This is a genomic window from Okeania sp. SIO3B5 (genome assembly GCF_010692555.1).
In the GTDB taxonomy this organism is placed as follows: domain Bacteria; phylum Cyanobacteriota; class Cyanobacteriia; order Cyanobacteriales; family Microcoleaceae; genus Okeania.
Map to the genome: position 1 here is coordinate 1 of NZ_JAAHHG010000022.1, position 12760 is coordinate 12760.

The following is a 12760-nucleotide window of genomic DNA, read 5'->3' on the forward strand; positions in this document are numbered from 1 at the left end:
CCAGGGAAAATAAATTATTAAATGCAGATGTCAATGGGTCGTTGAACATTATTAAAAAAGTAATTCCTGATGTCTTTGACCAAGGAATAAAGGGTTTGCCGTTTAACCCTGTAGTGGTCGATCCACTACGAATGACTAGACTTTCAGACCTTTGAGTAAGTTTGAGTAAGTTTAGTTGAGCGGTTACTAGCTGTCAATAATTTCTTTAAAATGAATTATACAAATCTCGCGTTCGACAAATAAGAATGAATACAGCATTCTCTGTTTTGAAAAAAAAAAATTATGCTCCTTCAATATGATTAATCAATAATTTTAGAAAAATCAGATTTGATTTGAACTATTTAAGTGTATTTGCAAACATAATAACTGCAAAATTTCTCAAATAAATATCGGAAAACTTAAAACAATTATATTATCAACTTAATAAAATTAAACTTTAAAATTAGTATGGATTTATTAGAATATCAAGCTAAAGCTTTGTTTAGTGGAGTAGGAATTCCTGTTTTACCGTCTCAAAGAATAGATTATCCTAAAGATTTAAAAAAATTAAAAATCCCTTATCCAGTAGTTCTTAAATCTCAAGTTCATGCTGGAGAAAGAAGTAGCTTAGGCGGAATTAAATTTGTTGAAAATACAATTGATGCTGTGGCAGCAGCTCAGGCAATTTTTAATTTGCCCATCAAAGATGAGTATCCAGAAGTTTTATTGGCAGAAGCAAAATATAATGCTAATCAAGAATTATATCTAGCAGTTGTTTTAGATCCAATAGTACGTCGTCCTGTACTTCTAGGTTCAGCAAAAGGAGGTATTGATACAGAGTCAGCTATTACAACGATGCAACAGGTAATTGTTAATCAACAATTTTCCCCTTTTTATGCACGTCGTCTGATGGTAAAAATTGGACTGGAAGGAAAACTAATAGAATTAGTTAGTAATATAGTTGAAAAAATGTATCAATTATTCATAGAAAAGGATTTAGATTTGGTAGAAATTAATCCTCTAGGTGTGAGTCCGACAGGAGAAGTAATGGCTTTAGATGGTAAAGTAAGTGTTAACGATTATGCTCTAGGTCGTCATTTAGAATTAGTAAATTTAGTGGGAAAAAATATTACGAATAATGATGAAATTCAAGAAGAACAAATAAGTAAAATAGACAAAAATTCTTTATTAATTACAAATAATGCTAATGCAGCAGCTAATGAAAAAATTATTCCAGATTATCAACTCAAGTTTACAGAATTACAAGGAAATATCGGAATTTTATGTAATGGTGAAGGTTTAACAATGGCTACTGTTGATTTGATCATGGAAGCTAATGGAAAACCAGCAAATTTTCTGAATATTAAGTTGGGTGATTATTTGGAGGTCAAGGATAGTTTACGAATAAAAATATTTGCTGCTTTAGATCTAGTTAGTCAAAAGGAAAATGTCAAGGTAGTTTTGATTAATTTTTTAGGTATAGTTCAGACAAGTGATGAGTTGATTACTATAATTTATGAGTATTTGAATAATTTAAAAACTATGAATAAGGATAATATTATGTTTATACTGCGTTTATTAGGAGGTGAAGTGAATATAGCTAAAGAACGTTTATCAGGTCTACCAGTAGAGGTAATCGAAAATTTAGAAGATGCTGTTACTAAAGCTGTTTCTTTAGCTAAGTAGCGTTCAACAATTAATAATTAATTATTAATTATTACCTCTCCTGTAAAGCGGATAGAATTGAACTTAAGGAAAATATTTTCTTTTTATTTTCTTCATCAATGAAGAGGTATTAAACCAAATTAAGCAATTATCAATTATCCATTGTCCATTATCCATTGATAAATGCCTATACAAATAAGGGCTTGAAGAATTATGAATTTAACTCCAGATACTAAGGTAATAGTTCAGGGTGTTACAGAAAAAATGTCTACCCAGATAACCTTAATGATGAAGTCCTATGGAACAAATGTGGTAGCAGGTATTAGTCCTGGAGAAGGAGGACAAGAATGGTCTGGCATACCTGTGTTTAATTTGGTAGAGCAGGCAGTGGCAAAAGTGGGTATTATTGATACCACTTTGATAGTTGTCCCTGCTTACCAGGTTTTAGATGCTAGTTTAGAGGCGATCGCTTCTGGCATTAAACAAATTGTCATTGTTACAGAAGGAGTACCACCTCTAGATATGGTCCAATTATTGAGAAAAGCTGAGGCTACAGAAACTCTGATTGTTGGACCTAACTGTGCAGGTATTATCGTGCCGGATAAATTACTGCTAGGCACTCATCCAACTCAGTTTTACACTCCCGGCTCAGTGGGAATTATTAGTCGTAGTAATACTCTTACTTATGAAGTGGCTTGGGAATTAACAAAGTCAAGATTGGGGCAATCTATTTGTGTTAGTATTGGTTGCGATCCAATTGTTGGTTCTTCTTTTTTGCAATGGTTACAAATATTAGATGAAGATGACCGTACAGAGTTAATTGTTTTAGTAGGAGAAGTGGGTGGTGCAAGTGAGGAAATTGCAGCTTCTTATATATCAGAAACAATTGATAAACCTGTAGTTGCTTATATTGCTGGTATTTATGTTCCAATAAATCAAAATTACACTCATGCTAGTAGTTTAATTAATGCTAGAAACTCTAGGATAAAACATAATTTCCATGATCGAATGAAGAATAAAATTGCAGCTTTTAAAGAATTGAAAATACCAGTAGCAAAACGACCTTCGGAAATTCCTAGCTTAGTGAAATATTCACTAGAAAAAAAGTATGTTTAGTAGGAAATAGGAAATAGGGAGTAGGGAGTAGGGAGTAGGGAGTAGTTGACAACCCACATTCCGCACGTCAACTTGTAACATCAAACGTAGTATACTATTTCTATTATTGATAAATATTTATACTGTATAAATTACTTCTCAAAAGGGCTTTGTTGCACAAACAAAGGAAATAGGGTAAAAATAATAGTACATGGCACAAAAAACCTACACCAACGTAGATATGAGTCAGTCCAAGTCCAACTCCAACTCCAACTCCAAGTCTAAGTGCAAGTACCGGGTCAGCAACTGGTCTGAATACGATGCCTCCTTAAAACAGAGAGGGAGTCTCACATTCTGGCTCAGTAATGAAGTAATACAGCAGTGGGTAAACCAACAGAGGACAGGACGAAAGGGAGCGTCTAATACTTATAGTGATGTAGCTATTGAACTAATGGTTACTCTGAGTAGCCTGTATGGACTAGCGGGACGACAGACAGAAGGATTTGTAGAATCTATATTTGATTTGATGGAGCTAGACTTACCTGTACCAGACCATAGCACTGTATCTCCTAGGCTCAAAAAGTTAAATATTGCGATACCAGTAATGCCAATGGCAGAAGCGATTCACTTAGTAGTAGATTCAACGGGAGTGAAAGTATACGGTGAAGGGGAATGGAAAACCAGGATTCATGGTGTAGGTAAACGCAGGACATGGCGTAAATTACATCTAGGCGTGAATGAGGCCACTGGAGAGATTGTCACAGCAGTTGTTACCACTAATAATGTAAGTGATAACCAAGTATTTTGTGACCTATTAGATGGGGTAGAAGGTGAGATTACTCAAGTATCAGGCGACGGAGCTTATGATAAGTACAACTGTTATGAAAAAGCCAGTCAGCTAGGAGCCAAACCGACGATTCCACCACGAAAAGATGCAGTGATTTGGCAACATGGCAACTGTAGAGGGACTCCTCATCCTAGAGATGAAAACTTGAGGCGCATTCGCTTGACGGGGCGAAAGACATGGAAGGGTGAAAGTGGCTACCATAGGCGCTCCCTATCTGTTTGCGAAGCATTCCGTAGGAAAACGACAATGTTTAGACTAAAAGTGATATTTGGGGGCAAGTTACGACGACGAAAATTTGATAATCAGGCAGTGGAGTTGTTTATACAATGTGCCATACTTAATCGTATGATACAGAACTGTAAACCAGAAAGCTACAAAGTAGAATTCTAATTAACTTCTCTTGTGGGGGGTGTTTGCGATCGCAACATTCATGCAACAAAGCCTCTCAAAAGTCAAATTCTCAGTTAAATATTAAGCATAAATACTTGCTATACATGATTAGTCAATCACGGCAGCTATAATTTTCTTCTAAAATTCTGTCTCCTGAGTTCCCCTCCTGGGAGGGGCAGGGGTGGGTTGTCTCCTGACTCCTTCTTCTATACTACGTTTTGTCGTGCGGAATGTAGGTTCACAAGGGAATGTTTTGAACAAAGGAAAGGGGTGAATAATAACTTTTATTCAATAGACATCTCCAGAAAAGAGGGAACAGGGAACAGGGAACAGGGAACAGGGAACAGGGAACAGGGAACAGGGAACAGGGAACAGGGAACAGGGAACAGGGAACAGGGAACAGGGAACAGGGAACCCACCCCTCGCCCCTCCCAGGAGGGGAGGGGAATAATTGATAATTTCTGGATAAGAATTGATTGTCTTTTTGATTTTTGGAGATGTCTAATACCAATTTGATAGTTGTGGCGATGTGGTTCATGCACCTGAAAAGCACTGTATCGACAAATTGAACCCGCACCTACAAAAATGGCGTTGCTGAATACTGGGATGATTTCGGCTGACACGGGGACACGGGGACACGGGGACACGGGGATTATGGTTTCTGCTCTGTGACAAAATCATCCCGCAATTATGCAATGCCCAAAAATTGGTAGTTCTGCTCGCGTAATAGTAGGTGGAGATCGGGAAAACTTAGAACGAGAGCAAGATACTCCTGCTGACTATACTGTGACAAAAATAATGAGAACGGGAGCAAGATGCTCCCACTGGCTATACCATTGCAATGCACCACTACCCAAAGACTATTGCTGCACAACTAACACCGAACATTTCGCCCGGTGAATTACATAACTACTCACGCTACCTATAACCATTTCGCTCAAAACAGAATGTCCTCTGCGTCCCATAACTATTAGTTCAGCACCCCACTCCTCGGCTACTTTACATATCTGCTTTCCTGGTGAACCTTCAGTTTGAAGAAATTCTGTGTTTACCCCTGCTGTTGTTGCTTCGTTAGCCCGTGACTGCAATATATCTAGACATTTTTTGTCAAAATCTTTCCATTTTTGTTGATATTGCGCAATCAATTCTTTGTTAAATTCCCGGGAAATTGCTCCAAATTTAAGGGGAGTTTCTCCTTCTTCGGGAGATAAAACGTGCAATAATTTTAAGTAGGAATTATTGAGTTTTGCTAAATTGAGAGCAGTGGCAAACACGCGATCGCCTGCTGCTGATGTGTCCATTGTTGCTAGAATTTTTTGATACATAATCTTTAATCAAAATCTAATTATTTTATCTCAGGACTTACCCATGAAGTAGGAAAAACTAGGGTTTGAGATTGCTTTCCTGTCGGTCGCAATAACGAAAATAAGTTTTAATGCGTAAGTCCTATTTATCTATAGCAATTCCCATACTGGTGAGGTACAAAATTTTAGGTTTTAGGGAACAGGGAACAGGGAATAGGGAATAGGGAATAGGGAACAAAAAGACAAAAAGATAACTGTACCTCACGACCTTGGGAAAGGCTATAATACTAATATTGTATCCGAATTATCAGAAAAAAATAGATTTTTTAATATTGATTTCACTATAGTCAATCTCAGATTAATTATTCCTAGTGAAAATGGAAATTATGATTTTGAGTAGCTTTCTTGATCAAGTTAGCTATTACTAGAGTATCCATAAGCAATTATTCATATAGCCTTTTTATCTGGGATTTATACCAATTTGATAAATGTTTGCTACAAATAGCTAGGGTATTTATTAGAATTTCCGTTTGTCACCGCGAAGCAAACAGCAATTCTGCAATCCAGAATTCGTATAGGGATAGATTTAATACCATTTTTGATGTTGTAAATTATCTTTTTCGTCAAATAGACTTTCAAATAAAGTCTATTTATGATTCTTATTATTCGTAACATTCTTTTTTCAAAATGGTATTATATCATGTTCGGTTAAATACTTAAGACTTTGGCATAGGGAAGGCAGAAGGCAGAAGGAATAGAGGAAAGTTTGAAGTGAAGAGGTTTTTTATTACTAATCATCTGAACATGATATTAGAAACCAAGTACTATTAAAAATAAAAGAGTGAATAGGTATGTAGGGAATAATTAACAATTAATAATTAACAATTAATAATTAATAATTACCTTTTCTAATAAAAAAAACGCTTTTTTTATTAGATAAAGCCTTAATATAGATTTATATCTAAAAGAAAAATACTATAGATATAAATGAATACTAATGAATAATTGCTCATTACTAATAGACATCTCCAATAATAAAAAAACAAATCAATTATTGCATTCTTGTTTATTGATTTATTACCCCTACTCCCTACTCCCTACTCCCTACTCCCTACTCCCTCTTTTGATAGACATCTCCAATAATAAAAAATCAAATCAATTATTGCATTCTTGTTTATTGATTTATTACCCCTACTCCCTACTCCCTACTCCCTACTCCCTACTCCCTCTTTTGATAGACATCTCCAATAATAAAAAATCAAATCAATTATTGCATTCTTGTTTATTGATTTATTACCCCTACTCCCTACTCCCTACTCCCTACTCCCTCTTTTGATAGACATCTCCAATAATAAAAAATCAAATCAATTATTGAATTCTTGTTTATTGATTTATTCCCCCTACTCTCTACTCCCTACTCCCTATGCATGGGGGATATGCCTAATAAAAAAAAGCTAATCCTGTACGATATGAACAGAACAATGAGCACGATGAATAACATAATTACTAACACTACCCAATAGCAATTCATTAAAAACGGAATGCCCACGGCGTCCCATAACGATTAAATCAGCATTCCACTTTTGAGCTAATTTACATAGTTCCCTACCAGGGTTGCCTCTGAGTTGGGTAAATTCTGTATTGAACCCAAGTTCTTTTGCTTTATCTGCTTTTGATTTCAACATTTGTAAACATTCTTGCTCAAATTTTTCCCAAAGCTGATGATATTCTTTCATCATCTCTGGGTTTGTACCAATGTCAGTACCAATCATTGGCCAATAATTTATCGGACTTTCTTCTGCTTCCTCCGAGAGAATATGAACTAACATCAGATTCGGTTGACCGATTTTTGCTAACTGTAAAGCTATGTCAAACACGCGATCGCTAATAGTAGAGGTATCGATAGCAATTAAAATTTTTTCATACATAATTAATACTTCCAATGGTTTTGTTAAATATCTATTTACATTGTATAAAATTACCAAGGTTATCTAATAATTAAATAAGTCAAAAATTATGAATCTTAATATATTACCAGGTAATAGTTTTCCCATTGGCGCGACACTATCCAAAGACCCCAAAGGGGTAAATTTTTCCATTTACTCTAAAAATGCTACAGCAATAGAATTATTACTATTTGATGAACCTAACGCAGCTAAACCAAAGCAAGTAATTTTACTTGACCCTAAACAACATAAAACCCACCATTACTGGCACATATTTATTTATGGTCTTGAGGCAGGACAAATATATGCTTACCGAGTTTATGGACCACTTGATCCAGAAAAAGGTCATCGATTTGATGGTACAAAGGTATTACTAGACCCTTACGCTAGGGTAGTAGTGGGACAAGAAAAATATAGTCGTGAAGCTGCTACTGGTTATGGGGATAACTGTGCCTATGCTCTCAAAGGGGTAGTAGTTGACCCAACTACTTATGACTGGGAAGAAGATATACCTCTAAATATACCTTATGCTCATACAGTTATCTATGAAATGCACGTTGGTGGATTTACTCGTAACCCTAATTCTGGTGTTTCTCCAGACAAGCGGGGTACTTTTGCCGGATTAATTGAAAAAATTCCCTACCTGAAAGAATTGGGAATCACTGCTGTAGAATTATTACCTGTACAGCAATTTGATGAACAAGATGTGCGCGACCCCCTAATCAACTATTGGGGTTATAGTCCGATCGCATTTTTTACTCCTCATCACAATTATAGTTCTCGCAAAGATATTTTCGGACCGATGGATGAATTCCGAGATATGGTAAAAGCTTTGCACAAAGCTGGGATAGAAGTAATTTTGGATGTGGTTTTTAATCACACTGCGGAGGGTAATGAAAACGGACCGACAGTTTCTTTCCGGGGACTGGAAAATTCTACTTACTACATTCTGGAGACATACGACTCCAATTATTACAGTAACTATAGTGGTTGTGGCAATACTTTCAATACAAATAATCCTTTTGTACATCGCTTAATTGTTGACTGTCTTTGTTACTGGGTTAGAGAAATGCACGTTGATGGGTTCCGGTTTGACTTGGCATCTGTTATGTCTCGGAGTATGACTGGCGATCCGTTGGAAGATCCACCTGTGTTATGGGCAATTGAATCCGATCCTATTCTGGCAGGGGCAAAAATTATTGCAGAAGCTTGGGATGCTGCGGGATTATATCAAGTTGGTTCATTTATTGGCGATCGCTTTGCTGAATGGAACGGACATTATCGTGATGATGTCCGAAAGTTTGTTAAAGGTGATATCCAGACAGTTAATAATTTGGCAGCTAGGATTATGGGTAGTCCTGATATTTATCCTCAACCAGACCGCGAACCCAATCATAGTATTAATTTTATTACTTGTCATGATGGCTTTACTATGAGTGATTTGGTTTCTTATAATGAAAAACATAATGAAGCTAATTGTGAAGATAATCGCGATGGTGCTAATGATAATTATAGCTGGAATTGTGGAGTTGAAGGATTAACTAATGAGCAGGAAATTGAAAGATTACGACTGCGACAAATTAAGAATTTTTTCACCATATTATTTTTCTCCCAAGGCACGCCAATGATTTTAATGGGAGATGAAGTTAGGCGAACTCAACTTGGTAATAATAATGGTTATTGTCAGAATAATAAACTAAGTTGGTTTGATTGGGAGCAAATAGAGAAACAAACTGATTTACTGCGATTTGTAAAAGGGATTATTAATTTTACCCAAGAGTTAGAAATGATGCGGGTAGATAAGGTTTTAGCTACAGTTGGTTCGGGTACGCCAGAGTCATCTTTACCTGGAGAGGAAGAGGAAGTTAACCCGAATGAATTGCCTAATATTAGTTGGCATGGAGTACGTTTAGGTAAAGCTGATTGGTATCTAGATTCTCGGACTTTAGCTTTTAGTTTGAAGCATCCAGAAAGTCGTGAATATTTTCATATTATTTTGAATGCTTATTGGAAACCTTTAATGTTTGAGTTACCACGTTTAAAAAAAGGAGAAAGTTGGTATTTAATTATTAATACTGCTTTTCCTTCTCCTAAAGATTTTAATGGTTTAGATACAGCTACAAAAGTTATTGGTGTTAGGTATCGGGTTGAGCCGCGGTCTGCTATTGTTTTAATGGCAAGATTTGATTAATATGGGATGATTACTGGCAAGTCATCAGCTCTTTCTGATTGGGTTTCTTTCCATTCAGGGGTTTGATATCATGTCCGGTAGCATCGGTCTTGTATCGTAAATAGGCAACAGGCAACAGGCAACAGGCAACAGGCAACAGACAAGAAAAACACTTAAATTTCCTGTAGATATCCACGCTAACTTTTACACAAACGATACCAACGGACATGATATGATGATACAAATGAAAAAAATAACACTGAAGAATTTGTTATCGATTTGTGAGTCAAACTCGTACAGAACTTCTAGAATTTCGGCGTTTTGCTGCACCCGGAAGGTCTCTTAGTATTCGTTATTTGCTGGTTTTTTAGGCAAATATAGGAAATTAGCTAGAGATTTTTTTCAACAATAGGACTTACGCATGAGCGCTATTGGCAGGGTGTGTTAGCGCTAGCGTAACTGACCAATACCCCATATATAGTGCCTTTGCGTAAGTCCTGAACAAGTAATATCATGTCCGGATAAGAGCGTGATAAAAAACTTTCTCCTTCAACTCCAGTTATTCTTCTTCCAACTTCAGTCTTCCCTCCTGACTCGGTCGTTCCCCTCCTGGGAGGGGTTAGGGGTGGGTTGACTCCTGACTCCTAAGTCGTTATTTATTTATCACTGTTCAACCGGACATAATATAATCGCATTTTTCCTAGATTTTGATAGTATTAGAGTAGTTGCTTTATTCTTTAGCAACAGGTTATATTGTGATATTAGACTCAAATAATAAAATCACAAAGGTTTTACGGAATTTTTGAGGAAAAAACTATGGTGAAACAACTCGAAACCCCAATCCATTCAGAAATTGTTTATCCCGATAGTGACGGTCAACCAATGGCAGATAATACAGTTCAATTTCGCTGGATAATGGTAATCTATCATAATCTAGCTTGGCTATTTGCAGAAAATCCTGAAGTCTTTGTGGCTGGAGATTTGCTTTGGTATCCCGTACAAGGCGATAGTTCCCGTCAAGCGCCAGATATCATGGTGGCGTTTGGAGTACCTAAAGGCGATAGGGGTTCTTACAAACAATGGAAAGAAAATAATATTGCTCCCCAAGTGGTGTTTGAAATTCTTTCTCCAGGAAATACTTTGAAGGAGATGAGCAAGAAACTCCTATTTTATGACAATCATGGTGTGGAAGAGTATTATTTGTACGATCCGCAAAAAAATGATTTGACAGGATGGTTGCGTTCTGGATCGTTACTAGATGTAATTGACGAGATGAATGGTTGGGTTTCCCCAAGGTTGGGAATTAGGTTTGAGGTGTTGCCGGAAGTTTTGCAATTGTATCGTCCAGATGGTCAATTATTTGCAGATTATTTCCAAACTCAACAACAATTGAATGAGGAACGCCAGGCCAGAGAAGTTGCTGAGTCAGCACTCCAACAGGAACGTCAGGCCAAAGAAGAGGAACGTCAGGCCAGAGAAGTTGCTGAGTCAGCACTCCAACAGGAACGTCAGGCCAAAGAAGTTGCTGAGGAACGTACCAAACGTTTAGAACAGTTACTTAGAGAAGCAGGAATAGATACTGATCGCTGATAGCTATTTGCTAAAAGTTATATCAGGAATTGGGTTTACTTCTAACTCGTTATTTAGGGTTTGCTGAAAAAGTCTTTTTGTAGGGGGAGGAGACAGGAGACAGGAGACAGGAGACAGGAGACAGGAGAAATGGGAATTATATCATGTCCGTTGGTATCGTTTGTGTAAAAGTTAGCCTTGATATCTACAGGAAATTTAGGCGTTGCTGATTCTGGGTATGATTTTGCCCCCCTAGCCCCCCAATTTTGGGGANTAGGGTTTGCTGAATAAATTGGTTGGTGGGGTAGGACACGGGGACGCGGAGACGCGGGGACGCGGAGATGGGGGCACAGGCAAGGGTTTCGGCCATTTTATGTGAAGAAATTTTCGTGAATTTCAGCAGAAAATTTCAGTATTTTGAGGCAAATAAGAGCCATAAACATAGGATATAAATTGAATATAAAAAGCTTCATTACCTTATATATCCTGATTTTTAGCTTTATTCAGCAAGCCCTAAATACTTACCTTAAACCTATACCATCGGTGGCATACTTAAACCCTTCAAAACCTGTTTTTTTTCTTCCTCACTCAAACCTTTACTCTGCACTAAAACTCCAAAATTTCCCAACCCCATTGGGTCTATTAATGAATGTAATACTTCCCTTCGTCGCAAAACTTCCTGAATAGAAAATCCTTGATTATTTGATAATTCATTTAATCTATCTCCCAAACCTAACGCCATTAAAAATAAAGCCTGTTGAGTAAAACCTAGATTTTCCAATCCTGACAAAATTCCCTGTTTTTCCAAAGCAGTAAAATCCACATGAGCCGTAATATCTTGTCGCCCAATATTCCAATATAAGTCATTATTTCGATGATGTTGATAATAACATTGTAGAGTTCCTTGTCTGCGAGTGGGATTATAATAACGTGGTGCTTGATAACCATAATCAATAGTTAACAAATATCCATTTTGTAGTTTAGAGGCAACAGTATTTATCCAATCTAAAGCCTGTAAATTCACCTCAGTTTGATAACCTTCTACATCTGGAAATGCAAGTAAATCTATACCAACTAAATTAAAATATTCAGCAATTCTAGGAGTAGAAGTTTCACCACTTATTTCTATAAACTTTCCATCTGAGTCAGAGCTTACATAAACTTCGAGAAGTTCCTGATTTTCTATGATAATTTTATGTACTGGAAAAGCATCCACTAATTCATTAGAAAATAAGCACCCCGTAATTGAACTATGAGAAATTTCATCCCAATCGCACCACCTGACTTTATATGAGTGTAACCTTTGTTTTTGTTCCTCTTTTAAAACTTCTGACTTTTCGATAATCAGATATTCTATTGTTTGGAAAAAATCTAAATAATTTTGTTTTAAATATCCTAAAATTTGCTCTGCTAAAATTCCCTTGCCAGCACCCATTTCTACAAGAGTAAAATTATGAGGTCTTTGGAAAATATCCCACATTTGCACAAATTGTTCTGCCAATAATTCTCCAAAATCTGCACTCCAATGAGAAGATGTTAAAAAGTCTCCTTGTTTGCCAATATTTACAGGATAACTTGCATAATAACCATATTGAGGATGGTATAAAACTAAATCCATATATTCGGCAAAAGTAATCCGTTTTTTTGGAGATTCAGAAATGCTTTGATGGATGATTTTGCACAAATTTTCGTTACTGTTATTGATAGTTAGTTGTGGTTGGTTCATAATTTCAGGAAGCTGTTCTCGAAACTGGTAAAAAATTGGTCTGTTATAGATTTAGCTAATTTACAGCAG

8 protein-coding genes are annotated in these 12760 nt (G+C 36.5%); 5 read left to right on the forward strand and 3 right to left on the reverse strand.

All coding sequences use genetic code 11. From position 1 onward, the window contains the following. Nucleotides 1-447 precede the first annotated feature (447 nt). The 3 genes from F6K54_RS04870 to F6K54_RS04880 all read left to right on the forward strand — a co-directional run bounded on the left by F6K54_RS04870 (nt 448) and on the right by F6K54_RS04880 (nt 3976). Nucleotides 448-1665 carry a succinate--CoA ligase subunit beta gene (locus tag F6K54_RS04870; RefSeq protein WP_293075195.1) on the forward strand — a complete coding sequence of 406 codons (1218 nt, stop codon included), beginning with the start codon at nt 448-450 and terminating at the stop codon, nt 1663-1665. Nucleotides 1666-1857: 192 nt separating this feature from the next. Beyond that, complete coding sequence (locus tag F6K54_RS04875) at nt 1858-2760, forward strand: CoA-binding protein (protein WP_293075197.1); 903 nt, start codon at nt 1858-1860, stop codon at nt 2758-2760. 220 nt (nt 2761-2980) lie between these two features. After that, a complete protein-coding gene (locus tag F6K54_RS04880) occupies nt 2981-3976 on the forward strand; it encodes an IS5 family transposase (protein ID WP_293075241.1) in 996 nt (331 codons plus the stop codon). An 860-nt stretch (nt 3977-4836) separates the two neighbouring features. Here F6K54_RS04880 and F6K54_RS04885 read toward each other — a convergent pair. Both F6K54_RS04885 and F6K54_RS04890 read right to left on the reverse strand, forming a co-directional pair. After that, entirely contained in the window at nt 4837-5301 is a 465-nt protein-coding gene (locus F6K54_RS04885; RefSeq protein ID WP_293075198.1) for a universal stress protein, read from the reverse strand. 1433 nt (nt 5302-6734) lie between these two features. Further along, nucleotides 6735-7265, reverse strand: coding sequence for a universal stress protein (locus F6K54_RS04890; protein ID WP_293075200.1), 531 nt, complete (start codon nt 7263-7265; stop codon nt 6735-6737). A gap of 31 nt (nt 7266-7296) precedes the next feature. On the opposite strand from F6K54_RS04890, the gene glgX reads away from it, so the two are divergent. Both glgX and F6K54_RS04900 read left to right on the forward strand, forming a co-directional pair. After that, complete coding sequence (glgX, locus tag F6K54_RS04895) at nt 7297-9417, forward strand: glycogen debranching protein GlgX (protein ID WP_293075202.1); 2121 nt, start codon at nt 7297-7299, stop codon at nt 9415-9417. A 795-nt stretch (nt 9418-10212) separates the two neighbouring features. Beyond that, nucleotides 10213-10986, forward strand: coding sequence for a Uma2 family endonuclease (locus tag F6K54_RS04900; protein WP_293075204.1), 774 nt, complete (start codon nt 10213-10215; stop codon nt 10984-10986). A 511-nt stretch (nt 10987-11497) separates the two neighbouring features. Here the strand turns inward: F6K54_RS04900 and F6K54_RS04905 are convergent. After that, nucleotides 11498-12691 carry a class I SAM-dependent methyltransferase gene (locus F6K54_RS04905; RefSeq protein ID WP_293075206.1) on the reverse strand — a complete coding sequence of 398 codons (1194 nt, stop codon included), beginning with the start codon at nt 12689-12691 and terminating at the stop codon, nt 11498-11500. Nucleotides 12692-12760 lie beyond the last annotated feature (69 nt).

What these genes read in the sequence shown, in the direction of transcription:
- F6K54_RS04880 (WP_293075241.1), top strand. Translation starts at nt 2,981, where the DNA reads ATGAGTCAGTCCAAGTCCAACTCCAACTCCAACTCCAAGTCTAAGTGC.
- glgX (WP_293075202.1), top strand. Translation starts at nt 7,297, where the DNA reads ATGAATCTTAATATATTACCAGGTAATAGTTTTCCCATTGGCGCGACA.
- F6K54_RS04870 (WP_293075195.1), top strand. Translation starts at nt 448, where the DNA reads ATGGATTTATTAGAATATCAAGCTAAAGCTTTGTTTAGTGGAGTAGGA.
- F6K54_RS04900 (WP_293075204.1), top strand. Translation starts at nt 10,213, where the DNA reads ATGGTGAAACAACTCGAAACCCCAATCCATTCAGAAATTGTTTATCCC.
- F6K54_RS04905 (WP_293075206.1), bottom strand. Translation starts at nt 12,691, where the DNA reads ATGAACCAACCACAACTAACTATCAATAACAGTAACGAAAATTTGTGC.
- F6K54_RS04885 (WP_293075198.1), bottom strand. Translation starts at nt 5,301, where the DNA reads ATGTATCAAAAAATTCTAGCAACAATGGACACATCAGCAGCAGGCGAT.
- F6K54_RS04875 (WP_293075197.1), top strand. Translation starts at nt 1,858, where the DNA reads ATGAATTTAACTCCAGATACTAAGGTAATAGTTCAGGGTGTTACAGAA.